Origin of the sequence: Streptomyces javensis, assembly GCF_039525925.1 — a bacterium.
Lineage (GTDB): Bacteria > Actinomycetota > Actinomycetes > Streptomycetales > Streptomycetaceae > Streptomyces > Streptomyces asiaticus.
In genome coordinates, this window is sequence record NZ_BAAAIF010000088.1 from 12,805 (window position 1) to 38,702 (window position 25,898).

At 72.3% G+C, this 25,898-nt stretch carries 17 protein-coding genes; 4 read left to right on the top strand and 13 right to left on the bottom strand.

The genetic code is table 11. The annotated features are described in order from the left end of the window. Positions 1–21: 21 nt before the first annotated feature. The 11 genes from ABD329_RS42460 to ABD329_RS42510 all read right to left on the bottom strand — a co-directional run bounded on the left by ABD329_RS42460 (position 22) and on the right by ABD329_RS42510 (position 15,138). Positions 22–1,455 carry a PP2C family protein-serine/threonine phosphatase gene (locus ABD329_RS42460; protein ID WP_198278735.1) on the bottom strand — a complete coding sequence of 478 codons (1,434 nt, stop codon included), beginning with the start codon at positions 1,453–1,455 and terminating at the stop codon, positions 22–24. A gap of 3 nt (positions 1,456–1,458) precedes the next feature. Next, on the bottom strand, positions 1,459–4,065 hold the full coding sequence (locus ABD329_RS42465; RefSeq protein ID WP_198278736.1) for a serine/threonine-protein kinase: 2,607 nt from the start codon (positions 4,063–4,065) through the stop codon (positions 1,459–1,461). Next, on the bottom strand, positions 4,062–5,387 hold the full coding sequence (locus ABD329_RS42470; RefSeq protein WP_198278737.1) for a coiled-coil domain-containing protein: 1,326 nt from the start codon (positions 5,385–5,387) through the stop codon (positions 4,062–4,064). Before ABD329_RS42470 ends, ABD329_RS42465 begins: the two co-directional genes overlap by 4 nt. Positions 5,388–5,574: 187 nt before the next feature. Then, positions 5,575–6,615 carry a glutamate ABC transporter substrate-binding protein gene (locus ABD329_RS42475; RefSeq protein WP_198278738.1) on the bottom strand — a complete coding sequence of 347 codons (1,041 nt, stop codon included), beginning with the start codon at positions 6,613–6,615 and terminating at the stop codon, positions 5,575–5,577. Then, positions 6,612–8,021, bottom strand: coding sequence for a hypothetical protein (locus ABD329_RS42480; protein ID WP_198278739.1), 1,410 nt, complete (start codon positions 8,019–8,021; stop codon positions 6,612–6,614). The genes ABD329_RS42475 and ABD329_RS42480 overlap by 4 nt, the downstream gene beginning before the upstream one ends. Before the next feature lie 133 nt (positions 8,022–8,154). After that, positions 8,155–9,165, bottom strand: coding sequence for an N-acetylglucosamine kinase (locus ABD329_RS42485; RefSeq protein WP_198278742.1), 1,011 nt, complete (start codon positions 9,163–9,165; stop codon positions 8,155–8,157). A gap of 77 nt (positions 9,166–9,242) precedes the next feature. After that, positions 9,243–10,505, bottom strand: coding sequence for a 6-phospho-beta-glucosidase (locus ABD329_RS42490; protein WP_198278740.1), 1,263 nt, complete (start codon positions 10,503–10,505; stop codon positions 9,243–9,245). Further along, positions 10,502–11,407, bottom strand: a complete 906-nt coding sequence (locus ABD329_RS42495) for a carbohydrate ABC transporter permease (protein WP_344317862.1) — start codon at positions 11,405–11,407, stop codon at positions 10,502–10,504. Before ABD329_RS42495 ends, ABD329_RS42490 begins: the two co-directional genes overlap by 4 nt. Before the next feature lie 27 nt (positions 11,408–11,434). Next, a complete protein-coding gene (locus ABD329_RS42500) occupies positions 11,435–12,388 on the bottom strand; it encodes a carbohydrate ABC transporter permease (protein WP_198282169.1) in 954 nt (317 codons plus the stop codon). Between the two features lie 11 nt (positions 12,389–12,399). After that, positions 12,400–13,728, bottom strand: coding sequence for an ABC transporter substrate-binding protein (locus ABD329_RS42505; protein WP_198282168.1), 1,329 nt, complete (start codon positions 13,726–13,728; stop codon positions 12,400–12,402). A gap of 174 nt (positions 13,729–13,902) precedes the next feature. Then, positions 13,903–15,138: an ROK family transcriptional regulator gene (locus ABD329_RS42510; RefSeq protein WP_198279056.1), complete on the bottom strand. Its 1,236-nt coding sequence runs from the start codon at positions 15,136–15,138 to the stop codon at positions 13,903–13,905. A gap of 320 nt (positions 15,139–15,458) precedes the next feature. Here ABD329_RS42510 and ABD329_RS42515 point away from each other — a divergent pair, with 320 nt between their 5' ends. After that, positions 15,459–17,384 carry a S53 family peptidase gene (locus tag ABD329_RS42515; protein ID WP_198279060.1) on the top strand — a complete coding sequence of 642 codons (1,926 nt, stop codon included), beginning with the start codon at positions 15,459–15,461 and terminating at the stop codon, positions 17,382–17,384. 81 nt (positions 17,385–17,465) lie between these two features. On the opposite strand, the gene ABD329_RS42520 is transcribed toward ABD329_RS42515, so the two are convergent. Next, on the bottom strand, positions 17,466–18,566 hold the full coding sequence (locus tag ABD329_RS42520; protein ID WP_198279057.1) for a mechanosensitive ion channel domain-containing protein: 1,101 nt from the start codon (positions 18,564–18,566) through the stop codon (positions 17,466–17,468). Positions 18,567–19,018: 452 nt separating this feature from the next. Between ABD329_RS42520 and ABD329_RS42525 the strand changes: the two genes are divergently transcribed. Further along, positions 19,019–19,555 carry an HNH endonuclease gene (locus tag ABD329_RS42525; protein WP_138915641.1) on the top strand — a complete coding sequence of 179 codons (537 nt, stop codon included), beginning with the start codon at positions 19,019–19,021 and terminating at the stop codon, positions 19,553–19,555. A 109-nt stretch (positions 19,556–19,664) separates the two neighbouring features. Here the strand turns inward: ABD329_RS42525 and ABD329_RS42530 are convergent, their stop codons facing one another. Next, positions 19,665–22,670, bottom strand: a complete 3,006-nt coding sequence (locus ABD329_RS42530) for a glycoside hydrolase family 84 protein (RefSeq protein WP_198279061.1) — start codon at positions 22,668–22,670, stop codon at positions 19,665–19,667. Positions 22,671–23,083: 413 nt separating this feature from the next. Between ABD329_RS42530 and ABD329_RS42535 the strand changes: the two genes are divergently transcribed. Continuing rightward, positions 23,084–23,374, top strand: a complete 291-nt coding sequence (locus ABD329_RS42535; RefSeq protein ID WP_198279058.1) for a hypothetical protein — start codon at positions 23,084–23,086, stop codon at positions 23,372–23,374. Continuing rightward, positions 23,374–25,566, top strand: coding sequence for a 4-alpha-glucanotransferase (gene malQ / locus ABD329_RS42540; RefSeq protein ID WP_198279059.1), 2,193 nt, complete (start codon positions 23,374–23,376; stop codon positions 25,564–25,566). Before ABD329_RS42535 ends, malQ begins: the two co-directional genes overlap by 1 nt. Positions 25,567–25,898 lie beyond the last annotated feature (332 nt).

Below are 25,898 nucleotides of genomic sequence, written 5' to 3' on the forward strand. Positions count from 1 at the left end.
TCATCCGCTCCTTGGCGACCGTCAGGCGGATCCTGCCCGGCCCGGGGCAGCGGGGAACGGCACGACCGCCACTGTTACGTTGTCGTGGCCCCCGCCGTCCAGGGCGTGGCCGACCAGGACCTGCGCGCTGTTCAGCGGCCGGGAGCGGGCGTCCGGCGGCACCGCGCGGGCCATCTGCTCCGCCGACTCGGCGTAGTTCCACAGCCCGTCGGTGCACACCACCACGACGCCCGGCCGGTCCGGCTTGTACGAGGCGGTGTGGGGCTCCAGCTCATAGGCGTCCGCCCCGAGCCAGCCGGTGATGGCGTGGGCGCGCTCGTCCGCGTACGCCTCCGCCTCCGACATCAGCCCCGCGGCCACCATCTGGGCCGCCCAGGAGTCGTCCTCGGTGAGCCGCGCGGGCGGGGTCGTACGGTCGTCGGGGACCCAGTAGGCGCGGCTGTCCCCGACCCAGCCGATGGTGAGGATCTCGCTGGTGACGACGGCGCTGACGATGGTGCACGCCGGTGCGTTCTGATGGCGCTGCCCCTCGTGCGGGGGACCCGCCGCGCCGGTGTCCAGGGCCAGGGAGTTGACCGCGTCGGCGGCGGCGATGATCGCCTCGTTCATGGCCTGCTGGGGGTGGGCGCCGCGGGGCAGCGAGGCCCGCAGCGCCTGATTCGCGGAGTGGGCGGCGGCCGCCGAGGCCTCGTCGGGGCGGGTGGCCGAGGAGACCCCGTCGCACACCACGGCGACCATGACCGGTGTGCCGTCGGGCAGCGCGGCGGTGGACACCGAGAACGCGTCCTCGTTGCGGTGGTGGCGCAGCCCCCGGTCGCTGGCCGCCGCGACGCCCTCCAACTCACTCTCCATATGGTCGCGGTCGCGTGCCTGGGCGTGTCCGCAGCGCTCGCAGTATCCGTCCTGGTCGATGGTGCCCTCCTGGCACGCGGCGCACCGGGGGCGGTGCTCGCCGCCGGACAGCCGTGGGTCCACCCCGGTGCCGGTGCCGCTGCCCGTGCTGCTCGCCGCGCTGGTGTGCGTACTCGCGTTGGTCTCCGGGTGGATGCCGGACTCGACGGGTGCCTCGGGCGCGCCGAGCGCCGCCGCGGCCCGTGGGTCGGCCACCTGGCCGTACCCGCCGGAGGCCGGGGCGGCCAGCTCGTAGTCGTCCGGCTCCGGTCCCGGGTGGGCGGCCGGCGCCGCCCCGTTCACCCGCGGCGGCGCCGACAGGTCGCCATGTGTCCCCGGCAGGTTGCTGTGCGCCTCCGGCAGGTCGCCATGTGCCCCCGGCAGGTCGCCACGCGCCTCCGGTCGGCCGGCGATCGCCTCCGCCGACAGCGCGGCCTCGGCCGCCAGCGCGGCCGCCACCGTCAGATCGGCACCGCACTGATCGCAGTATCTGTCCCCCGCCTGCGGCGGCTCATCACAGGCCGGGCAGGCTGACAGCTGGGGCGGCTGCGGCATCTGCGACATCGATCACACCCACGTCCTGGGGCGGAAACGGTTGGCCCGCTCCACCAGTTCGATCCTCTCCTCGCCTCGCTGGGCGAGTCTGGCGAGTACACGGTACGAGCGCTCCAATCCGAAGCGCAGCCCGCGCTCGTCCAGGCTGCTGCCGAGCAGAGGCGGCCGGTTGTGTCCCGGGGGCGCCCCGCTGCTGCCGGACAGTACCCAATCCAGGGCGCTGCCCAGGACCTCCGTACGCAGCCGCTCCCGCCGCACCGCGTCCAGACCGAACTCGCCCAGCCGCTCGACCTGGGCCGCCGAGGCCGCCAGATCGCTCAGCAGGGCGTCGTACGGAGCGCGCTGGCGCAGCCGGGCCCGTACGGCGGCCACCCGCGCCGCCGTGTAGTGGATCGAGGACTCCGGCACCGACTCCAGGGCGCGCACCGCGCCCGGACGGTCCCCGGAGCACAGCAGGACCCGGGCGAGGCCGAAGGCGGCGCTCACGAAGCTGGGGTCGGAGGCCCAGACCAGCCGGTAGTACTCCGCCGCGTTGTCCAACTGGCCCAGCACCTCGGCGCAGACGCCGAGCGCCAGCTTCGGCGCGGGCTCACCGGGGAACGCGTCGTAGACCGCGTCGAAGGAGAGCGCGGCCGTCTCGCGGTCGCCGGTGGCCAGCGCGTGCAGCCCCCGGTACCAGACGATCCGCCAGTCGTCGCTGTACGCGGCCTCCAGACCGGTGAGCGCGACGCCCGCGTCATGCTCCTGGGCCAGCTCCAGCTGGGCGCGCACCCGGCGCAACCGCAGCTCGACCGAGTCCACGGGCGCGGTCCGCAGCGCGGCGCTCACCTCGGCGGGGTCGGCGGCCAGCAGACCGGCGAGGAACCCCGCGTTGGGGTCGTCGGAGTCCACCAGCGGCACCGGGAGCGCCAGGGCGGTGGCCCGTCCGTCCAGCGTGGTGACGGCGGGCAGCGGCAGGGCCAGCGGGCCCGGCGGGCGCTGCGCGGGGATGAGGGGCTCGGTGGTGCCCCGGCCGACGGACCGGGCGCCCAGCAGGGACGGATCCTTTCCGTCGTCGGCGAACAACTCGGTGTCCACGACGCGCGGTTCCGGTCCGAAGAGCGTGGACAGGGCCGGCCGGGGCCGCCCGGTTTGCAGCGCCACGACCTCCCGCAGCACCCCGGTCAGCTGGTCGGCCATCTCCCGTGCGGAGGCGAAGCGGCGCCCCGGGTCGGGATCGGTGGCCCGCACCAGCAGCCGGTAGAAGGATTCATAGCGCCGGAAGACCTCGATGTGCTCGGGGTCCGGCAGGCTGTCCACGTAGACGTTCGTATAGCCCTGGAAGTCGAAGGTGAGCACGGCCAGGGTGCGCGCCACCGTATAGAGGTCGGAGGCGATCGACGGGCCGGACTCGGAGATCTCGGGGGCCTGATAGCCGACCGTGCCGTAGATGGGGCTGTCGTGGTCGTCCATCCGCCGGACCGCGCCCATGTCGATCAGTTTGAGCTGGTCCTGCTGCTGAATGGCGTTGTCGACCTTGAAGTCGCAGTAGAGCAGATTGCGGCTGTGCAGATGACCGAGCGCCTCCAGCGCCTCGATGCCGTAGGCGCACGCCTGCTCCACCGGCAGCGGATCGCGGCGGCCCTCGGTGGTGCGGCGGGCGTTGGCGATGTCCTTGAGGGACTTGCCGCCCACGTACTCCATGACGATGTAGCCGTCGAGGCTGCCGGTGCGCTGGTCGAGGTGCTCGACGAAGTTGTAGATCCGGACGATGTTGGAGTGCTCGATCTCGGCGAGGAAGCGGCGCTCGGAGACGGCGGCCGCCAGCGCCTCCTCGTCGCCCGTGTCCAGCAGGCCCTTGAGGACCACCCAGCGGTCCGACACCGCGCGGTCGATGGCCAGGTAGATCCAGCCGAGCCCGCCGTGTGCGAGACAGCCCGCGACCTCGTACTGGCCGTGGACGATGTCACCGGGGTTCAACTTCGGTACGAACGAGTACGGATGGCCGCACTTGGTGCAGAACCCCTCCGTGCGGCCCGGCCGTTCGCCGCGGGCGCGGCCCACCGGGGCGCCGCAGTCCCCACGGCTACAGAACCGCTTGCGCTCGGGGACCTCGGGGTCCGCCAGCACCGCCGTCCGGGGATCGGGGCGCGGCACATCGGGGACGCTGACCAGACCGGCGCCCAGGGCGTTCCGCCCCGAGGAGGCCGAGGTGGCGGAGCGGGAGCTGCGCACCGAGACCGAACGGGACGAGGTCCGCCCGGACATGGAGCGGGACAGCCGCCCGGACACCGAGCGTCGGGACGAGGAGGAGCGTGCCGAACGCGACCGGCCCGAGGCGCCGGACGAGGAGTCCCGGCCGGTCGCCGAGGAACCCCCGCTCCGCGCCGACGAGCCCCCGCTCCAGGACGAGGAACCCCCGCTGCGCGCCGACGAGCCCTCGCTCCGGGCGCTCCGGGACGAGGAGCTCCCGCCCGGCCCGGGCCGGCCGGTGATCCCGGTGGGCGGTGAGGCCACCATCCCCTGCGGTGAGACGACCGGGGCCATACCGCAGACATCGCAGTACAGCTCGCCTCCGCCCACGTCCTCGTAGGACCCGCCGCAGTCACGCCGCTGACAGGCGACGACCGCCGCATTCATTCCGTGCCTCCCTCGATGCCTTGCCCGGCCGGGCCCGTCTGGCGTGGCACCAGGGCCTCGGCCGCCGCGTGCTGGTAGCGCAGCACGGCCTGCTCGGCCGCCCGCAGATCGCACGGGGCGCTCCACAGCATCCGGCGGGCCACGTCATACCGCTCCACCAGGAACGGATCCTCCGCCATGCCATGGCGGGCGACCTTCGCCTTGTACGCGTCGAGCCGGCCGCGCAGCTCGGCGCGGACCGCGAGCGGCGCGGTGACCGCGGTCAACGACTCGCGGGCCCGCAGCAGCTCGTCGTCGGCGCGCTGCTCCAGGCTCTCCAGCAGCGGCGAGAGCCGGTGCCACTGGGAGCGCCTGCGGTAGTCGGCGGCGGCGACCAGCTGCTCGTGCAGCGCGGTCGGCGGGCCGCTGACGGCCGGAACCTCCGATGCCGCGATCTTGGCGAGCACCTCACCGCGAGCCTGGCGCGCCTCCGCCAGGGTGCGATCGGCGCGGGAGAGCACATCCCGCAGCCGCATCAGCCGCCGCTCGGCGTCCTGCCGCACATCCAGGACCGCCTCGATCTCCCGGCGCACATCCTCCAGGGCGCGGGCGGCGCGGTCATAGCGCTCGGTGTCGGGGCTGCCGCCGCCGGGCGCGGAGCTGCCGCTGGCAGGCTTCCAGAAGGCCAGCGGATCGGAGACCACTTCGGCGCGCAGCGTGGTCAGCTCGGCGGTGATCTGCTCCAGATCGTCACCCGAGGGGTGCTCACCGGGGCGTACCCCCACCGAGTGGGCCAGCGAACGGGTGCGGTGCAGCTCGGCGGAGAGCATGTCGATCCGGGCGGGCAGCGCGGACCATACGGCGTCGGCGCTGACGATGACGTCGAGGGCCTCCGCGTACCAGCGGTTCATCCGGTCGACCAGCCGGTCCAGACCCAACTCCTCGCTGAGCAGCGGGGAACCGCCGAGGGTGGCGCTGCTGGGCAGGGTGATCGCGGTGCCGCACAGCAACTCGGTGAGCTCGGCCAACTCGTCCTGCGTCGGCCAGCGGTGACGGGAGCGCACCTCACGGGCCCGAGTGAGGGCCTCGGTGTACGCGTCGAAGTAGCTCCACAGTAGAGAGATGGCCTGCTCGGTGGTGGACCAGCGGTTCTTGGTGACGCCCGTGAGCTCGGCGCCCTCGAGGAGCCTTCTGCCCGCGTGGTCCTGGAGGGCGAGCAGCGAGGACTCGATCGCCTCGTGTTCGGCGGCGAGCTTCGCCAGTGCGCGGTCCACCTCCTCCCGGCCCATGACCGGGCCGTCGGGTGCCCCCGCGAAACTGGGGAAGGGTCCCGGGACCCCCATCGATCACCTCTCCATGTCCGTAACCGTTATGTGATCCGTCTGCTGCGTCATCCCTACGCGTGTGGGGCGGGTGCTAATCCTTGCCGGTCCGTGATCCTTGCTCTTACCCGATGTGTCCGGGTCCGTCGTGCTCGTGCGCGCGGTCCTCGTGCGCGCTGGTCCTTGTCCGCGCTGGTCCTTGTCCGCGCTAGTCCTTGTATTCCGGGGCGGGCGGCGTCGGGTTCTCCTGCGCCGTGCTGAAGTCCTTGGCGAGCCACTTCTGGTAGGCCTGCATCCAGGGGCTGCCCGCCCCGCCCTGGCGGTAGTTCTCCAGAACCTTGTTGACCCGGCGTACCAGGTCATCGTCGTCCTTGTTCATCGCCACGCCGTAGAACTCATCGGTGAATCGCGAGCCGACCAGCTTGACGGAGGGGTCCTGGGCCGCCTGGCCGGCCGCCAGAGCGTTGTCGGTGATCACCGCGTCCACCTGGCCGAGCTGAAGTCTGACCAGGCAGTCCAGCTGGTTGGGGACGGGCTTCACCTTGATCGCGCCCAGATGCTCGGCCCCGCTGTCCGGCTTGTCCAGCTCGGCCTCGGCGGTGGAACCCTGCGCGGTGCACACCTTCTTGCCGCGCAGAGTCTTGTTGTAGCCGGTGATGGACGAGTCGTCGGGGACCAGCACCTGCTGCCCGGCCTGGAAGTACGCGGTGGAGAACGCCACGTCCTTGATCCGGTCGCAGTTGATGGTCATGGTGCGCACCACGACGTCGACCTTGCCCTGCTGGAGGGCCTTGATGCGCTGACTGGTCGGTATGGTGCGGAAGATGACCGCGTCCGGATCGCCGAAGATGTCATCGGCGATGGCGCGCACCAGGTCGATGTCGAAGCCGGTGAGGTCGCCGGTGGCCGGATCGCGGTATCCCCAGCGGTAGCTGTTCTGATCGACACCGGCGATCAGCTTGTTGAGCTTGTGCCCGTTGACCTCACGGTTCTTGATCCGCTTGATGGCCGGGCCGCTCGCACTGGACGGGCGCAGGCTCGCCTCGGGATCGCGGCAGCTGTCCGCCGACGCGGCCTCCGCACCGGTCCGCACCGTATGCGGCTGCCGCGCACCGCCCTTGCCGTCGCCGTCCCCGCCGTCGTCCATCAACGCCGGGACCGCGATGGCCGTGGCCACGCCCAGGGCGCACACCGTCACCGCGGCGGCCGATCGCAGTGATCGCATGCTTCCGCCCCCCATCGTCCTCATCGGTACTCCGACAGCCTGCGGCCTATGCCCAGCACCGCTCCCGCCGCTCCCAGCACGGCCAGCACCCCGGCGCCCAGCGCCATGGCGGTGAACGCGCCGCGCCCGCCGTCGGCGGCCTGCTGGAACTCCCGCTGCTCATGGTCGAGGGCCTTGGCCAGCTGGCTGTCCACCGCGTCGAAGGACTCGCCGGTGCTGTTGTCGGCGCCTATGACCTTCGTCAGCGCCGACTTGTAGTCGCCCCCGTCGTCGGCGGCGCGGGCCGCCTTGTGCCGCACCTGCCACTCGTGGATCCGGCCGCCGGCCTTCTCCACCGGCTCGCGGCCCTCGTCGTCGTCGGCGAGGGCGCGCGCCTTGTCCAGCAGGCTGCCGTCCGAGGGGCGGTCGCCGGACGCCTTGCCCACGAGCGCGGACATCCGCGAGCCATAGCTGACCTCGTAGGCGTCCTTGCCCTTGTTGGCGCCGTCCTCGTCCACGACGACCGCGCCCCGCGCCACCAGGGTCAGGTTCTCGTCGGCGCGGGCCCGCAGGGAGTCGATCCGCGCCTCGTTGAGCACCTGGAGGGACTTCGCCCCGTGGTCGTTGGAGTCGCTGAGCTGGGTGCTGGCGACCGCGTGGCCGACCACCAGCCACAGCATCACCACCGTGGAGGCGGCCGTGGCGGTGAGCAGGCCGTGGCTGAGCACCCGGTTGGTCCGCAGGAACTCGCGGCGCTGGGCCCAGCCCAGCGCGCCCAGGGCGACCAGGCCGGTGGCGATCGCCACCCACGGCCATGCCTCGGCGTCCTCGTAGTCCTCCCCGAGGCGGGCGGTCTCCGCCTGGTAGAGCCTGCCCGCGGCGGGCAGCAGCTTGTCGCGCATGGTGTCGTTGGCATAGCGCAGATACGCGCCGCCCAGCGGCAGCCCCTGGCGGTTGTTGGCCCGCGCGGAGTCGATCAGACCGGTGTAGACCGGCAGCAGCTGATTGATCTTCTGTATCTCGTCGCGGGCGGAGGACGAGCCCTCCGTATTGGCCGCGGCCCGCACCAGCAGCTTGGACGCGGTGTCGATGTCCCGCACGAACCGCTGCCGGACCTGGGGAGGCTCCTGGCCGCCCGCCAGGAAGCCCCCGGTGGCCGTGGTGTCCGCGTCGGCCAGGGAGCGGTAGATCTGCGCCGCGTCGGCGCTCAGCGGCTGGCTGCGCTCGGCCACGGCGTCCGCCGCGGTCTGCCGGTCGGAGACCTGCCAGGCCGTGACCGCGCCGAACGCGATCACCAGCGCGGCCAGCACCGCCCCGATGACGCGCAGCCGACCGGGCTCGGTCGTCGCCGCCGCCCGCGCCCGGTCGAGCCCCTCGGCCCACGCGGTCCGCGGCGGGGCCGCGGGCGAGGGCGGCGGTGCGGCTCTGCCGGTGGTCGGCGGGTATGACACAAGACCTCCCCCTTGGCCCGGATTCCTGGATGGTGTCGCGGTCGGTGTCGCAGCAGTATGGACCGCGGCGCCAGGAGAGGTCACCGGTCGAGCCTGGATCTTGTTCGGATCGCGATCTTCCCTCCCCTTTTCATTACGCTTCGGAAGGACTTTCGGTTCCACTTTCCATGTCATCGGCCGGGGCGTAGTGCGCGCGCAGCCGGGCGTACGCCGCTTCCGGCGCGCCGGTGCGGTCCAGGCCCAGCAGCGCCGCGCCGAGCACGGGCGGTGCGGTGATCACCCGCGGCTCGGCCTTCGGGGCGCGCTCCGCGAGCAGTTCGCGGATCCGGTCGTCCAGCAGCGGATGGCGGGCCGCGAGCACCCCGCCGCCCAGCACCACCGGGGTCTCCTCGCCCAGCAGATCGAGCCGGCCGAGGGCGACCACCGCCATGGTCACCACTTCCTCCGCCTGGCGGTCGACGATCGCCCGCGCGATCTCGTCGCCGCCCCCGGCCACCGCGAACAGCACCGGCGTCAGCTCATGCCGCCGCCCCGGCTCCAGACGCCCCAGATGCAGCGCCTCGATCAGCTCGTACATGGTGGTGAGGCCGAAGCGGGCGGGCAGGGCGCGGGCCAGCTCGGTCGGCTCGCCGCGGCCGTCCTCCGCGCGCGCCGCCCACCACAGCGCCTCCTCCGACAGATAGCCCCCGCCGCCCCAGTCGCCGGAGATCCGGCCGATGGCGGGGAAGCGGGCCACCCGGCCGCCGTGCCCGATCCCGGCGCAGTTGATGCCCGCGCCGCAGACCACGGAGACGCCGGTCGGCTCGCCGTCGTCCCCGACCCCTGCCCGCAGCAGGGCGAAGGTGTCATTGGCGACCGTGACGGTGGCGCCCCAGCCGCGCCCGGCCAGGACGCCCGTCAACTCCTCCTCCTCGCTGGGCAGATCGACATTGGCCAGACATGCCGAGACATGCCCCGCGCCCGCCGGACCGGCCCGGCCCGCCTGCCGTGCCACCTCCTCCACCAGGGGAGCGAGCGAGCCGACGGCGCGCTCGGCGCCCACGACGGGCGGCCGGAAGCCGCCGCCGCGAGCCGTGCCGAGGACGGAGCCGTCCGGGCCCACGAGCGCCACGTCCGTCTTGCTGTTCCCCGCGTCGATCGCCAGGACCGACCCGTCCGGCGGGGAGGCGGACGAGGGGGTGGAGGACGAAGGGGAAGGAGAAGGGGTCGGTACGGACTGGGTCAGGCCCACGCCAGATGCTCCCGGTTGTGCGCGATGAGGTCGTCGGTCAGCTTCTCGGCGTATTCGATCTGGCCGATGAGGGGGTGGGACAGCAGTGCCTGGAAGACCCGCTCCCGGCCGCCCTTCAACGCCGCCTCCAGTGCCAGGCGTTCGTACGCGGTGACATTCGCGACCAGACCGGCGAACAGGGGCTCGAGGGGGCGCACGGGCAGTGGCTTCGCGCCCTGTGCGTTGACGGCCGCCGGGACCTCGATCACCGCGTCGTCCGGCAGGAAGGGCAGCGTGCCCTTGTTGAACGTATTGACGATCCGCACCTCGCCGGTGTCGCCCAGCAGGGACGAGGTCAGATCGACCGCCGCCTCCGAGTAGAACGCCCCGCCGCGCTTGCCGAGCAGCTCGGGCTTCTCGTCCAGCGCCGGATCGCCGTACATCTCCAGCAGCTCCCGCTCGATCGCCGCGACCTCCGCCGCCCGGGACGGCTTGCTGCGCAGCTCCCGCACCACCGCGTCGTGCTGGTAGTAGTAGCGCAGATAGTAGGAGGGGACGACGCCGAGCCGGCTCACCAGCGTGCGCGGCATCCGCAGGTCCTCGGCGATCGCCTCGCCGTGCTCCGCGAGCAGCTTGGGCAGCACGTCCTCGCCGTCGGTGCCGCCGACGCGCACCGCGCGCTCCCAGGTGAGGTGGTTGAGGCCGACGTGCTCCAGCGTCACCTCGCCGGGGTCCACGCCCAGCAGCTTGGCGAACTTCCGCTGGAAGCCGATGGCCACATTGCACAGGCCGACCGCCCGGTGCCCGGCCGTGAGCAGCGCCCGGGTCACGATCCCGACCGGGTTGGTGAAGTCCACGATCCAGGCGTCGGGGTTGCGGCGGCGCACCCGCTCGGCGATGTCCAGCACCACCGGGACGGTGCGCAGCGCCTTGGCCAGCCCGCCCGCGCCGGTGGTCTCCTGGCCGACACAGCCGCACTCCAGCGGCCAGGTCTCGTCCTGGTTCCGTGCGGCCTGGCCGCCGACGCGCAGCTGGAGCAGGACCGCGTCCGCGCCGTCCACGCCCGCGTCCAGGTCGTCGGTCCAGGAGATGGTGCCCGGGTGGCCCTGCTTGGCGAAGATCCGGCGCGCCAGCCCGCCGACCAGCTCCAGCCGGTCGGCGGCCGGGTCGACCAGGACGAGTTCCTCCAGCGGGAGTACGTCCCGCAACCGGGCGAATCCGTCGATGAGTTCGGGGGTGTAGGTGGACCCACCCCCCACGACTGCGAGCTTCAACCCTTGACTCCTGTCAGTGTGACGCCTTCGACGAAGGCTTTCTGAGCGAAGAAGAAGACGATGATGACGGGGGCCATGACGAGCAGGGTCGCGGCCATCGTCAGGTTCCAGTTGACGCTGTGCGCGCTCTTGAAGCTCTCCAGGCCGTAACTGAGCGTCCAGGCGCCCGGGTTCTGCGAGGCGTAGATCTGCGGGCCGAAGTAGTCGTTCCAGCAGTAGAAGAACTGGAACAGCGCGACGGCCGCGATCCCCGGCTTGGCCATCGGGATCACGATGCGCAGCAGTGTGCCGAATTCCCCGCTGCCGTCCACCTTCGCCGACTCCAGGTACTCCCGGGGAATCGTCAGCAGGAACTGGCGCAGCAGGAAGATGGAGTACGCGTCGCCGAACGCCATCGGGATGATCAGCGGCCACAGCGAACCCGACAGGTGGAGTTGCTGGGCCCAGACGAGATACATCGGTATCACGATCACCTGCGGCGGCAGCATCATCGTGGAGATGACCAGCATCATGGCGGTGCGGCGGCCGCGGAACCGGAATTTGGCGAGGGCGTAGGCCACCGGAATGGAGGAACAGACGGTGAAGAGGGTGCCGAGCCCGGCGTACATCAGCGAATTGCGCCACCAGTCCAGGAAGCCCGGGGTGTTGAAGACTTCGGCGTAATTCGACCAGTTCCATTCGGTGGGCCACAGATCGCCGCTGAGCGCCTGGTCGTCGCTCATCACCGAGGTCAGGAAGACGAAGACGAAGGGCAGGATGAAGAAGAGCGCGGCGGCGATGGCGACCGTGTGCACGGCGATCCAGTGCAGCGCGGCGCGGCGGCGGGCGGCGGGGGCGGGGGAGCGTCCGGCGGCGGGGCGCGCGGGCGCGGACGGCGCCGAGAGGGCGGTGGTGGCGGTCATGGTGAATCGGTCCTCTCAGTCCTCGGCTCAGTCATCGGCCGACAGCAGTCCGGCACGCCTGCGCATCAGCAGCGTCGTCACGGCCATCGCGATCGCGAACAGCACGAGCGAGAGCACACAGGCGGCTCCGGTGTTGAAGTTCTGGAAGCCGAGCGAGTAGACGAGCTGCGGCACGGTGAGCGTGGAGTGGTCGGGGTAGCCGGGCTGGATGACCGAGCCGGGCCCGACGCTGACCCCGGAGGCGAGCTTTCCGGCGACCAGCGCCTGGGTGTAGTACTGCATGGTCTGGACGACGCCCGTCACGACCGCGAACATCACGATCGGGGTGATCGACGGCCAGGTCACATAGCGGAACTTGTGGAAGGCCCCGGCGCCGTCCAGGTCGGCCGCCTCGTACTGCTCCTTGGGGACGTCCAGCAGGGCCGCCATGAAGATGACCATGAGATCCCCGATGCCCCACAGGGAGAGCAGTACGAGGGACGGCTTGGCCCAGGTCGGGTCGTTGAACCAGTTCGGGGCGTGGATCCCGATGCTCCCGAGAATGTCGTTCACCGGACCGGTGCCGGGATTGAGAAGGAAGACAAAGGCGACGGTGGCCGCCACCGGAGGGGCGAGATACGGCAGATAGAAGGCGGTGCGGAAGAATCCCACCCCGGACTTCACCTTGGTGACCAGCAGCCCGATGCCCAGGCCGAAGACGACCCGCAGCGTCACCATGACCACGACCAGCCAGAGCGTGTTCCACAGCGCCGGACCGAACAGCGGCATCTGCTCCAGCACATAACGCCAGTTGCGCAGCCCCACGAAGGTCGGGGCCTCGATCTGGTTGTAGTGCATGAAGGAGAAGTAGACGGTGGCGACCAGCGGATAGCCGAAGAAGACGGTGAAGCCGACCAGCCAGGGGGAGAGAAAACCGAGGGTGCGCAGCCGCTCGCGCCGGGCCTTACGGCGCAGGGCGGGGGCGTTCGTCAAGGTGGCCATGTCGCACTCCGTCAGTTCTGTGCCTGGAGATTGTCGGCGTCTATCTCGTCATCGAGTTTTCGTAGCCCCGCGTCCAGGTCGTGCACCTTGCCCGCCTCGACGCCGTAGGAGAAGTCCTGGAGCGAGACGACGTACTGACCGCCGTTGATCGAGGGCGGCAGGGCGGTGCTGTAGCGGTTCTGCGCGATATCGAGGAAGGCCCGGAAGGTGGGGTCCGAGTCCAGCTTCGGGGAGGTGAGCGCCGCCTTGGTGGACGGCACATTGTGAATGGCGTTGGCGAAGGCGACCACCTGATCGGTGTTGGCGGTCAGGAACTTCACCAGCTCCCACGCGGCGTTCTGATGGGTGCTGCTGTGCGCGATGCCGACCACGGTGCCGGTGAGATAGCCCCGGCCATAGGTCTCGGGCCGGTCGTCGGGCACCGGCAGCGGGGCGGTGCCCCATTTGAACTTCGCGCCCTTCATGAAGAGCCCGCGCCATTCGCCGTCCATGTGCATCGCGAGCTTCCCGGTGAGAAATGCGTTCTGGGACGACATCTCATCGCCGAAGGAGGTACGGAACGTCTCCAGCGGACCATAGCCGCCCTGGCTCCGGACCAGCTCCCCGGTGGTGGCGTAGAACTCCTTGGCCGCCTTGTCCTTGGCCAGCCGCGCCTTGCCGTCCTTGCCGAAGTACGAGGGGCCCCACTGGGCGAGGAACCGGTCCGGGCTGTTCTGGTAGAGCCGGAAATTGGGCATGAAGCCCACCCGCTCATAGCCGCCGCTCTTGGTGCGCTTGGTCAGCTTGACGGCGTCGCGCCGCAGCTCCGACATGGTGCGGGGCGGCCGCTTGATGCCCGCCTCGGCGAAGGCGTCCTTGTTGTAGTACATGCCGTACGCGTCGGCGAGCAGCGGGAGGGCGCACTGGTCGCCCTGGTAGCTCGTATAGTCCAGCAGCGTTTTCGGAAAGACCTTGGCCTTGTCGAGACCGGTCTTCTTCATGAACGGATCGAGGTCCACCCACATACCGGAGGAGCAGTACTGCCCCACATTGTTGGTGGTGAAGGAGGAGACGACATCGGGGGCGTCCCCACCGCCCGCCCGCAGCGCCTGGTTCACGGTGGCGTCGGTGACATTGCCGGTGGCCTTCACCTTGATATTGGGGTGGAGCTCCTCGAACCGGGCGATGCTGGCATCGATCGCCTTGACCTCGCTGTCCTCCGACCAGCCGTGCCAGAACTTCAGCGTGACGGGTTTGGTCGGATCGTCCTCGGCGCTGCCGGTGCTGGGATTGGCGCAGCCCGTGAGGAGCAGGGCGCCGGCGCTCAGGGCTGCGGCGAGAGCGGCCAGTTTTCGTGCCATGGGGAGACTTCCTTTACTGCGGTACAGGGGGACGGCAGGGGAAGCGGCGGTGCGGGGCGCCGGACAACGGACAAGGGGGGAACGGGCAACGGGAGAGGGGACAGCGGGGGAGAGGGGACAGAGGGAGAGAGGGACAGAGGGGACGTACGGGGTGGTGGGGCGGCGCCCGGTGACTCAGGCGTCGAACCGGGCGGTGTCGAAAACGGTCTGACGGGCATCGGCGACCGCCGTCCTCAGCGCGCCGATGAGAATCGGATCCCCCTCGATCTCACTGATCCGCAGCTGTGGGCGGGGCAGCGCGAGACCGGTCATCTCGTCCTCGACCAGCTGCCGCAGCCGGTCCCCGCCGGCCTGCGCGACCTCACCCGAAAGGACGACCAGCTCCGGGTCGACCACGGCGACGACGGAGGCCAGCCCGGTGGCCAGCCGGCGGGCCAGCTCGGTCAGCACCTCATCACCCGGGCCGGGGGTGCGCAGCGCGGCGGCGAGCGCCTTGGTGGCCGTGGGCGCGTCGATCCCGTGGTCGCGGGCCAGCTCCACGACGGCGGGTGAGCCGACCAGCTTCTGGAAGCCCCCGCCGCCGTCCGGCCGGGCGGCGGCGTCCGGTCCGCCCCGGGCCAGCGGCGCCCCCGGCAGCGGCATGTAGCCGATCTCCCCGGCCCCGCCGGTGGCACCCCGCAGCAGGGTGCCGTGGAGCACGATGGCCGCGCCGACCCCCTCGTCGGCCCAGACCAGCGCGAAGTCGTCGAAGTCCTGGGCGGTGCCGTGGTGCTGTTCGGCGATGGCGGCGAGGTTGACGTCGTTCTCGATGACGATCGGCGTGTGCAGCACCTCGGCCAGGTCGTCCCGCAGGGTGCGGGACTGCCAGCCGGGCAGATGCGGGGCGTAGCGCAGCGTCCCGGTGCGCGGGTCGAGGGCGCCGGGGGTGCCGATCACGGTGGAGTGCAGATCGTCCCGGCCGAGCCCGGCGGCGGCCAGCGCCCCGTCCACCGCCTCGGCGACCAGTTCCCCGGTGCGGTTGGTCACGCTCGCGTCGGTCGCCGGGGCGGTCACCCGGTGTTCACCGACCACCTGGCCGGTGATGTCGGCGACGGCTGCGGTGATGCCCTCCTGGTCCACGGCGAGCGCGGCCACATGGGCGGCGGCCGGATCGATTTCGTACAGCTGCGCGTTGGGCCCCGGGCGCCCGGTGACGTTCCCGGTGGTGCGGACCAGGCCGACGGACTCCAGGCGGGTCAGCAGCTGGGAGGCGGTGGGCTTGGAAAGACCGGTCAGCTCCCCGAGCCGGGTCCGGGTGAGCGGTCCGTGCGCGGACAGCAGCTCCAGCGCGGCGCGGTCGTTCATGGCGCGGAGGACGCGGGGGGTCCCGGGTGTGCCGCCCTGCGTATTGCTGCCGGGTGATGCGGCCATGGTGGTGCCCCCGTCTCACTCTGTTAAGAAAGTTTCCTATTGATGAATAGCAAGCTAGGGGGCGGACCGGGGCGGCGTCAATGGGTCATGGGCGGGCTTTCCTTGGCGGGTTCTTGGCGAAGACATGGATCATCCATGTACCTGGCATGGACAAGACACCGTAAGAGTGGCCTCCGGTGGGGTGCCTGTGATCGTCAGCCCCCACCGTCATGCGACGACTCGAATCGCAAGGGGGCTAGGTGAGATCTATTTCTTCCTGGGAGCGCACGGCCCGTTCCAGACAGAGCACGGCCCGTTCCAGAAAACGCGCGGCCCTGGGACTGGCGGCGGCGCTGCCGTTGGTGGCCGGTGCGCTGGCGCTCGGCATACCCACGGCCCAGGCCGACTCCGCACCGCACGGCCGTGACACCCTGAACGGCACCAAGCCCGCCTGGGCGACGGCGCGTTCGGACCGCGGCGCGACCGATGACGGCAATAAGGTCACCGCACGCGTCTATCTGGCCGGACGGGACGCCAAGGGGCTGGCCGACTACGCCAAGGCCGTGTCCGACCCCTCCTCGCCGGACTACGGCAAGCATCTGTCGGCCCGGCAGACCCAGGCACGTTTCGGACCGACACGGCAGCAGAAGGACACCGTGACCGCCTGGTTGAAGGGCGCCGGGCTCGAGGTCACCGGAGGCAACCAGCACTATCTGTCGGTCACCGGCGAAGTCTCCGCCGCTGAGCGGGCGTTCGGCACCCAGCTGCACAACTACACCAAGGACGGCAAGGTCTACCGGGCGCCGTCGAACGCGGCCACCGTGCCCGCCTCGCTCCACGGCGCCGTGCTGACCGTCGTCGGCCTGGACAACGCGCCCAAGCGGGCCAAGCACGACGAGACCCTCCCGCCCCCCGGACCGGTCTTCAAGAACGCCGGACCGTTCTCCTCCTACTACGGCTCCCGGACCGACCGCGGCCTGCCCTCGGCCTACGGCGCCAAGCAGCCGTACGCGATCAAGGGGTACACCGGCAAGCAGCTGCGCGCCGCCTACGGCGCCAAGAGCCGCAACACCGGTAAGGGCGTCACCGTGGCCATCACCGACGCCTTCGCCTCGCCCACCATCGCCGCGGACGCCGCCCAGTACGCCAAGCGCAACGGCGACCCGGGCTACCGCAAGGGCCAGTTGACGCAGGTGCTGCCGGCCGACTACCGGTACACCGAGGAGTGCGACGCCGGTGGCTGGTACGGCGAGGAGACCCTCGACGTCGAGGCCGTGCACGCGGTGGCGCCCGCGGCCGACATCACTTACGTCGGCGGAGCCTCCTGCACCGACGACGATCTGCTCGACTCGCTCGCCAAGGTCGTCGACAACCGGCTGGCCGACATCGTCTCCAACTCCTGGGGCGACGTGGAGGCCAACGAGACGCCGGACGTGGCCGCCGCCTATGACCAGATCTTCCAGCAGGGCGCGGTCGAGGGCATCGGCTTCTACTTCTCCTCCGGTGACAACGGCGACAACGTGGCGTCCACCGGCACCAAGCAGGTCGACACCCCGGCCAACTCGGCGTGGGTGACGGCGGTCGGCGGCACCTCCCTGGCCGTCGGCAAGGGCGGGACGTACCAGTGGGAGACCGGCTGGGGCACCACCAAGGCCACCCTCTCGGCCGACGGCGCCAACTGGGACGCGCTGCCCGGCGCGTACACCTCCGGCGCCGGAGGCGGCACCAGCAAGACCGTCGCCCAGCCCTTCTACCAGCGCGGTGTGGTGCCGGACGCGCTCGCCCTGGCGAACGGCGGCACGGCCAAGCAGCGGGTGACCCCGGACATCGCGGCAGTGGCCGACCCCAACACCGGCTTCCTGGTGGGCCAGACGCAGACCTTCCCGGACGGGTCGCTCCAGTACGGCGAGTACCGCATCGGCGGCACCTCGCTGGCCGCGCCCGTGATCGCCGGTGTGCAGGCGCTCGCCCAGCAGGCGCGCGGCGGCCAGCCGATCGGCTTCGCCAACCCGTCGCTGTACGACCGGTACGGCACCGCCTCGTACCACGATGTCACCGACCACCCGCTGGGCGCCGGCGTCTCGCTGGGCGTGGTCCGGGTCGACTACGTCAACAGCCACGACGACACCGACGGGCTGGTGACCTCGCTGCGCAGCCTCGGCCGGGACAGCTCGCTCCACGCGGTCGTGGGCTATGACGACGTGACCGGTGTGGGCACGCCCGCGGCCGGCTACCTCACCTCGTTCCGCGGACACCACCGCCGCTGAGCGGCCGGGGCCGAGCTCCTTACGGTTCGCACGAGGCTCCCGTTCCGTTCCGGGGCGGGAGCCCCGTCATGCCCGCCGTGCTCACTTCGGCGCGGGCGGCGGCACCGTCGCGGAGGGGGTGGCGGCCGGACCGGCGCCGGGAGCGAGCGGGCTGGCCGCCGCCGACTGCGGCGAGTCCGGGTTGGCCAGCGCCGACGGCGCCGCCACGGTGGCGCTCGAATCGATGGCGTCGGTCTGGAGCTCCGGATCCAGGGGCCGGCCCACGAGCTGGATGCCCGCCTCGTTCAGCGCCTTCTTGATCCGCCAGCGCAGCTCCCGCTCGACGCCGAGCGACTTGCCGGGCATGGTCCGCGCCGACACCCGGACGATCATCGAGTCGAGATAGACCGCGTCGAGCCCCAGGACCTCGATCGGCTCCCAGAGCCGCTCGTTCCACGGCTCCTCCTTGGCCATGTCCACACCGACCTGCGTGATCACGGCCCGGACCTGCTCCAGGTCCTCCTCGGCCCGGACCTGGACATCGAGCGCGGCCGTCGCCCAGCCCTGGCTGAGGTTGCCGATCCGCTTGACCTCGCCGTTGCGCACGTACCAGATCTCGCCGTTGTCCCCGCGCAGCTTGGTGACGCGCAGACCGACCTCGATCACCTCGCCGGAGGCCACCCCGGCGTCGATCGTGTCGCCGACCCCGTACTGGTCCTCGAGGATCATGAAGACACCGGAGAGGAAGTCGGTGACCAGATTGCGGGCGCCGAAACCGATCGCCACACCCGCGACCCCGGCGCTGGCGAGCAGCGGCGCCAGATTGATCTCCAGCGCGGAGAGGATCATCAGCCCCGCGGTGCCCATGATCAGGAACGAGGCCACGGAGCGCAGCACCGAGCCGATCGCCGCGGACCGCTGGCGCCGCCGCTCGACATTGACCAGCAGCCCGCCGAGCGCGGTGCCGTCAACGGCCTGGGCCGTGCGGTTCATGCGCTCTATCAGCTTGGTGATCGCCCGCCGGACGACGGAGCGGAGCACGAAGGCGATGATCAGGATCAGGGCTATGCGCAGCCCGATGCCGAGCCAGGTGGACCAGTTCTCCTCCACCCAGCCCGCGGCGTTCGTGGCGCTCTTCTGCGCATCGTCGAGAGTCGTGGGACGAGGCGTCGAGTCAGCGGCCAGAGCAGCGGACCAGAACACAGCAGAAACCCTTCGTATGCGACATGCCCGCACGGATCACCCGCGCGCGCAACCTCTCACACAGTAGCCGGGCGCGAGACGCGCCGTTCCTGTGTTCGAGAGCGCGCGAGCGCGGCCGGGGGGCGCATTTGAGCGGGTCCGGAGGCGGCAATTCCACCTTCTGCCCCGGCCGGGGACCGTGCGGCGGCACCGGCGGAGCGGGCCGTGATTCTTGCCACTCCGCGGTGGCGTCCCGCCCCCGCACACCTCCTGCGCAAGGTCGCCGGAGGGCCGACAGGGCAGTGGTCAAGCGGGCGGTGTCGTCGCCACGTACGGAGGGTATACGTGCGGTACGCGGAAATGCCTCTCAACCGTTAACCCGGTGATAGTGGCGTTCCGGCCAGGGTTCAGGGGAAACTGGGGGAGATCGTCCCGGCGCGAGCCACGCGCCGCCGGCGTACAAGGAGGCCCCCGTGCCGCATGTCCTGGTCCTCAACGCGTCGTACGAGCCCCTCGGCGTCGTACCGCTCCGCCGCGCGCTCGTACTCGTCCTCAATGACAAGGCCGTCAGCCTCGAGGACTCAGGCGCCCTGATGCACAGCGCGACCCGCGTGATCCCCGCACCCAGCGTCGTCCGGCTGAAGCGGTTTGTGCGGGTGCCCTTTCGCGGCCCCGTCCCGCTCACCCGCCGCGCCCTGTTCGCCCGCGACGGCGGCAGATGCGCCTACTGCGGTGGCGTCGCAACCAGCGTCGATCACGTCATCCCGCGCAGCCGTGGCGGGCAGCACACCTGGGAGAACGTGGTCGCCGCGTGCCGTCGCTGCAATCACGTCAAGGCCGACCGCCATGTCGCCGAGATCGGCTGGCGGCTGCGCCATCAACCCGCGCCGCCGTCGGGGCTCGCGTGGCGGATCATCGGCACGGGCCATAGGGACCCGCGCTGGCTGCCATACCTGCAAGCCTTCGGCGCGGAAGACGCGATGGCCCGGATCGACGGCAAATCCGCCTGAGAGACCGGGCCATTACTGTGTCTGCTCGCGGGAGCCCCTGGGTCCTGTCCGGCGGATCTTCACGAGTCCGTGAAGATCCGCCGGACAGGACCCAGTTCTTCCGCACCGGCTAGTCCTTCTGGTCCTTGTGGTCCTTCTTGACCGCGTAGGCGGCGACCGACCAGAGGGAGTAGCCGAAGCGGGTGGCGCGCTCGACGCCCTGGACGCGGATGAACCTGGTGTCCGGGGCGTCCATGCCGATCGACTCCAGGCCGCCCTTCCCATGGGCCACCGTCGCCGCGTCGCGCCAGGTGCGGCCGTCCTTGGAGACCTGGACGCGGTAGCGGGAGGCGTACGCGTCCTGCCAGGTCAGCTCCAGGCGGCCGATCCGGGCCGGGTGGGCCAGCTCCAGCTGGAGCCAGGCGCCGTCCTCGGCCGGGGAGGACCAACGGGTGTCCGCCTTGCCGTCGATCGCGGCGGACGCCGGGAAATCGGCGGTCTCATCGCCGGACGAGGTCGCCTTCGTGCCCTTCGCACGGGCCAGGTCCGGGCCGGCGGTCCGCGGATGCGCCCTTACGGTCAGCATGCGCTCCTCGGACCCGAAGCGGACCGGGAGGGAGTAGCTGCCCGGCTTGGTGCCCTTGGCCACCGATATCTCCAGCCGGGCGGTCGCCGTACCGCCGCGCGGGGCCGTCACCCCGTCGGGGGCGCGGACGGTGATGCCGCGCGGCGCCTGCACCGTAAGGTCGCCGTTCACATCGCCGGGGCGGTGGGAGACCAGCTGGGCCTCGACCACGGCCGCGTCGCCGCCAATCCGCACGTCCGCCGTCTTGTGGGACAGCGTGAGCCCGGCGTCCGGGGTGTCGCCGAACCAGGGCGTGATCTCGTGCACGGCCGGCGGGGGGGTGCCCTCCGGCCAGCTGAGCCGGATCGCGTCCGCCGACAGGTCCTTGTCCCCGTCCGCCGCCCTGACCTGGGTGAAGCCGCTGCCGGAGAGGGCGCCGATGCGGCGCCAGCCCGCACCGGGGACATGTGCCTCGACGGTGCCCGGCGCGGCGTCCCGGACCCGTGCGGTGAGCGCGGAGACGGCGGCGAGCGGACGGCTGCGGCCGAAGCGCACGGTGACCGGGCGGCCGGGCGAGGACACCTCGGTGGCCGCCTTACCGTCGGCAGCCGCGCGGTCCTCCTTGCCGGTCCGCAGCCCCAGTTTCGGGGTCCGGTCCACGCCCGACCAGGCGTCCGCCCGGACCAGGGCCTTGGCGAGGAAGGGGTCGAGGACGCCCCTGCCGACCGTGACCCGGCTGTCCCCGATCCGCTCGCGCAGCGCCTCCACCGCGAGCTGGGCCTTCCAGGCCGCCGCCCCGTCGCCGCGCGCCTGGGCGGTGAGCATGTCCACGGCCCGCACCCCCGCGTCGCCGTACCGGCTCAGCTGGTCGAGCCAGGGCCGCACATCGTCGCCCAGCGTGCGGGAGAGCCGCTCGGGGGCGTCACGCATCGTCGTGAAGGCCGCGCGCAGCCGGTCGGCCGCGCGCTCCAGCCGCTCCACGTCCGTCCCGCCCAGGGCCATCCAGAACGCGTCGATGAGCGGGCGCAGATACGCGGACTCGTCGCCGCCGAGCACCGAGGAGGCGTCGTTCCCGGCGAGGGCGCGCAGGGCGGCACGGGTCTTGGCGTCGGGCCCGGCGAGATCGTCGATGGCCGCCTGCCAGGACTCCTGGGGGCGGTAGCCACGCGGGTTCCAGGCGAAGTCGGCGGCGGTGAACAGCGGGATCCGGGAGGCGGTCGGCTGCTCCATGGCGTTGGCCAGCAGCGCCGCGGACTGGGTGGCCACCGCCGGGTCGCGGCCGGTGTACGGGCCGAGGAAGATCCGGTCCTGCGCCCAGTCGTTGACCGGGTAGTTGTCCATGGTGACCAGCCGGTGGCCGAACGCCGACCGGGCACCGGCCAGCTCACCGCCGGTGATGGTCCTGGGCACCACCCCGACCCCGGTCCAGGCGACCTCCACGCGCTGGTCGAGCCCCCTGGACAGCGCGCGCCGGAACTCGGTGTCGCCGTCCTGGTAGTACTCGGTCGGCATCAGGGACAGCGGGGCCGAGCCGGGGTAGCGCTCGGCCAGGTGGCGGGCGAGGGCGCCTGCCACCTTGGCCTGCGCGGTGGCGGCGGCCTCCGGCCCCGAGCCGAATTCATCGGCGTCGGCACCGCAGTGCCACTCGCTGTAGCTGACGTCCTGGAACTGGAGCTGGAAGGAGCGCACCCCGAGCGCCCACATGGCGTCGACCTTCCGCAGCAGCGCCTTGAGGTCCTTCGAGGACGAGAAGCACATCTCCTGGCCGGGGGAGACCGCCCAGCCGAGGGTCACATGGTTGGCCCGGGCGCGGGTGGCCAGCTCGCGGAACTCCTCGCGCCGCTCGGCCGGGTAGGGGTCGCGCCAGCGGGCCTGCCGATAGGTGTCGTCGCCGGGCGCGTAGAGATAGCGGTTCTGCTTGGTGCGGCCCATGAAGTCGAGCTGGGCCAGCCGGTCGCGGTGCGACCAAGGGGAGCCGTAGAACCCCTCCGTCGTCCCCCTTACGGCCGTCGCGGGCCAGTCGCGGACGGTCACCCCGGCGAAGGCCGAGCCCCGGCCCTCCCGCTTCACCAGCAGCTGGCGCAGGGTCTGGACGGCGTGGAAGAGCCCGTCCGGGCCGACGCCGGACAGTGCGACCGTGGGGTGCCCGTCCACCGGGCCCGTGGCCAGGAGATAGCCGCCGGAGGGCAGGTCGCCGCGCTCGGGGGCGCGCAGGGCGCGCAGCGCGTTCGTCGCGCCCTTACCGCCGACACGCACCACCAGTCCGCGCGCCGGGGCCCTGCCGCCGGGCGTGGCCTCGTTGACGGTGCGCACCCCGGCGTCGTGCAGCAGTCCGCGCAGTGCGTCCAGGGCGTACGGATCGGCGTCGCCGTCGGCTATGAGCGTGGCCTCGTCCCCCAGGGCCACCTCCGACCCCTGCGCCCGCAGCGACTGGGGGCGCGGCCATACGGGCGGTACGCCCTCGCTGCTGTCGCGCTCCGGTGTGGCGGCGCCCGGGGCGCCGTGGTCCACCGGTGCCGCGGTGGCCGCCGGGGCACCGCCGAGCAGCCCCCCGATGACCGCGGCGGCCATGGCCGTCGCGCCCGCGGCCCTGGGCCTCTTCCCCCCGAACTGCACGGGCCTCTCCTCGATCCAGATAGCCGGTCCCCGTAGATATGGCGCCGATAGGCGTGAGCCCACCACCAGGCCGGTGAGGGTGTCAACGCGAACGACCGAAGTGTCGGCATTGCCGCGTGCGCCGCGCCTCGGGCGCCTGGCACCGGGCCTCGGGCGGCCCGCGCCGGGCGCGGCACGCCCGGCGCAAGTCTGACGGATGAAGGGCGGTCCTGTTCGTAAACTCTGTGCCCCCGATCCCCTTACGCAGTGAAATCGCCGCCCAGAGGGGATGTGACCTACAGCACGTCCGGGGGGCGTTTACGTCTGCGCCCGTCCGGAGTGGGTAGAGCTCGGGATGACCCACTGCCGACAACCCCACGGAGGTCCGTGTGGCCGCGTCAGCTCAGCTCCTGCTTTCCGCCCTGTCCAAACCCAGCCCCGAGGCGTCCAGCGAACCGGATCCCTTCGACGGGGTCTCCGACCCCGACTGCGGACTGTGCGGTCTGGACGGCTTCGGGTCCGGAAGCGCCACCGAGGCACCCCTGACCAGCGAGCCCCCGCTCGCCGACAACATCCCCCTGACCAGCGAGCCCCCGCTCGCCGCCGAAACTCCCCTGACGAGTGAGCCGACCGCCGTCCTCTCCGGCGCGGGCGTGGGCTGCGAGCCGATGGAGTACTGATGGGCAGAGCGCGGCTCGCCGAGCTGCACGGTGTCGCCACCTCCTACGACCCCGCCCCGGGCCGCACCGTCCAGGTGCCCGAGGACACGGTGGTCGCCGTGCTCGCCGCGCTCGGCGTGGACGCCTCGACCCCTCGATCCGTACGCGAAGCGCTGGACCGGCATGACGGCCGGCGGCGCGACCAGCTGCTGCCCCCCTGCGTGGTGCTGCGCCCCGGCAAGGCGCCCCGGCTGAGCCTGCCCGAGGGCACGGCGCTGCGGGTGCGCCCCGAGGACGGCGCACCGCACCCGTGGGGGCGGGCGGCCGCCGGGTCCTTATCGGCCGATGGCGCCCTGACGAAGGGCGCCCGCGAGGGCGGTGCCCTGGACGTCGCCCTTACGAACGGCGCCACCGCCGATGGCCTCCTTACCGCGCTCGCCGCGCTGCCGCCCGGCGCCCACACCCTGCTCGCCGAGGCCCCCGACGGCCGCCGCGCCACCGCCCCCCTCATCGTGGCTCCCGACCGGATGCCGTTGTCCCCGGTCCGCAGCCACGGCTTCCTGGTGCAGCTCTACTCGCTGCTCTCCGCGCGCTCCTGGGGCATGGGCGACCTCGGCGACCTGGCCGATCTGGCCGCCTGGTCGGGGCGGGCGCTCGGCGCCGGCTTCGTCCAGATCAACCCGCTGCACGCCGCCGTGCCCGGCACCCCGGCCGCGCCCACCGACCCCTCGCCGTACCGCCCCTCCTCGCGGCGCTTCCCCGACCCGGTCCATCTGCGGATCGAGGACGTGCCCGAATACGCCCAGCTGCGCGGCCGCGCCCGTGAGCGGGCCGACCAGCTGCTGGAGGCCGCCGCCGCGCTCCGTGACTCCGTCCTGCGCGAGGGCGCCCTCATCGACCGGGACGCCGTCTGGGCCCTCAAGCGCGAGGCGCTGGAGCTGGTGCGGACGGTCCCGCTCAGCCCCGGCCGCCGCGCCGCCTACTGCGACTTCCTCGCCGAGCGCGGTCAGGCCCTGGAGGACCACGCCCTGTGGTGCGCGCTCGCCGAGACCCACGGCCCCGAATGGCGCGCCTGGCCCGACGGCCTGGCCGATCCGCGCTCGGCGGGCACCGCCCGGGCGCGGGCCGAGCACCTGGACCGCACCGACTTCCACTGCTGGCTGGCCTGGCTCACCGACACCCAGCTGGCCGCCGCCCAGCGCGCCGCGCGCGAGGCGGGCATGGGCATCGGCCTCGTCCACGACCTGGCGGTCGGGGTCCACCCCTCGGGCGCCGACGCCTGGGCGCTCCAGGACGTCTTCGCCTCCGGCATGTCGATCGGCGCGCCCCCGGACGCCTTCAACTCCCGGGGCCAGGACTGGGGCCTGCCGCCGTGGCGCCCGGACGCCCTCGCGGCCACCGGCTACGCCCCCTACCGCGATCTGCTGAGGGGTCTCTTACGGCATGCGGGCGCGCTCCGTATCGACCATGTGATGGGCCTCTTCCGGCTGTGGTGGGTGCCGGAGGGGCGGGAGCCGACCGAGGGCTGTTACGTCCGCTACGACGCGGAGGCGATGCTCGGCGCGCTCGCCCTGGAGGCGCACCGGGCCGGGGCGGTCGTCATAGGGGAGGACCTGGGGACGGTCGAACCCGGTGTGCGGGAGGAGCTGGAGCGGCGGGGGGTGCTGGGCACCTCGGTGATGTGGTTCGAGCGGAACTACGACGGCGCGGGCGCCGGCGCGGCCCGGCCGCTGGCGCCGGAGGAGTGGCGGGCGGACTGCCTGGCCACCGTGACGACCCACGATCTGCCGAGCACGGCCGCCCGGCTCACGGGCGACCACGTCGAGCTGCGCCACCGGCTGGGCCTGCTGAGCCGCCCCCTCGCGGAGGAGCGGGCGGCGGACGCGGTCGAGGTCGCCGAGTGGCTGGGGCTGCTGGGGCGGCTCGGGCTGCTGCCGGAGGGGCCGGGCGACGAGGAGGCGGCGGTCAAGGCGGTCCACCGCTTTCTGCTGCGCACCCCGGCGAAGATGGTGGGCGTGTGGCTGCCGGACGCGGTGGGGGACCGCAGACCGCAGAACTTGCCGGGCACCTGGGATCAGTACCCCAACTGGCGGCTGCCGATCGCCGATGCCGAGGGGCGCCCGATGTCCCTGGAGGAGCTGGTCGCCTCGCCTCGGCTGCGCGCGCTGATGGACGAGGTGGCCCTGCTGGCGGCTCGTGGCCCTGCGGTGTAGCCGCCCGGGCCTCCCGGCGGAGACGGTGCCGCCTGCGGCGGGCTGTTCCCCTCCCCGCCCCTTCCCGTAACTGGGGCTCCGCCCCAGCCCCCGAAGCGGGGCTCCGCCCCGGGCCCCGAAGCGGGGCTCCGCCCCGGGCCCCGAAGCGGGGCTCTGCCCCGGGCCCCGAAGCGGGATTCCGCCCCGGGCCCCGAAGCGGGGCTCCGCCCCAGACCCCACACCTGGGGTTGCGCCTCGGCCCCCGCATCCGGGGCTGCGCCCCCGGCCCCCGCATCCGGGGCTGCGCCCCCGGCCCCCGCATCCGGGGCTGCGCCCCCGGCCCCCGCATCCGG

Bases quoted from the DNA above. Each gene is read 5' to 3' on its own strand.
- ABD329_RS42460 (WP_198278735.1), bottom strand. From the start codon at position 1,455: ATGTCGCAGATGCCGCAGCCGCCCCAGCTGTCAGCCTGCCCGGCCTGT.
- ABD329_RS42465 (WP_198278736.1), bottom strand. From the start codon at position 4,065: ATGAATGCGGCGGTCGTCGCCTGTCAGCGGCGTGACTGCGGCGGGTCC.
- ABD329_RS42470 (WP_198278737.1), bottom strand. From the start codon at position 5,387: ATGGGGGTCCCGGGACCCTTCCCCAGTTTCGCGGGGGCACCCGACGGC.
- ABD329_RS42475 (WP_198278738.1), bottom strand. From the start codon at position 6,615: ATGAGGACGATGGGGGGCGGAAGCATGCGATCACTGCGATCGGCCGCC.
- ABD329_RS42495 (WP_344317862.1), bottom strand. From the start codon at position 11,407: ATGACCGCCACCACCGCCCTCTCGGCGCCGTCCGCGCCCGCGCGCCCC.
- ABD329_RS42500 (WP_198282169.1), bottom strand. From the start codon at position 12,388: ATGGCCACCTTGACGAACGCCCCCGCCCTGCGCCGTAAGGCCCGGCGC.
- ABD329_RS42505 (WP_198282168.1), bottom strand. From the start codon at position 13,728: ATGGCACGAAAACTGGCCGCTCTCGCCGCAGCCCTGAGCGCCGGCGCC.
- ABD329_RS42510 (WP_198279056.1), bottom strand. From the start codon at position 15,138: ATGGCCGCATCACCCGGCAGCAATACGCAGGGCGGCACACCCGGGACC.
- ABD329_RS42530 (WP_198279061.1), bottom strand. From the start codon at position 22,670: ATGGCCGCCGCGGTCATCGGGGGGCTGCTCGGCGGTGCCCCGGCGGCC.
- malQ (WP_198279059.1), top strand. From the start codon at position 23,374: ATGGGCAGAGCGCGGCTCGCCGAGCTGCACGGTGTCGCCACCTCCTAC.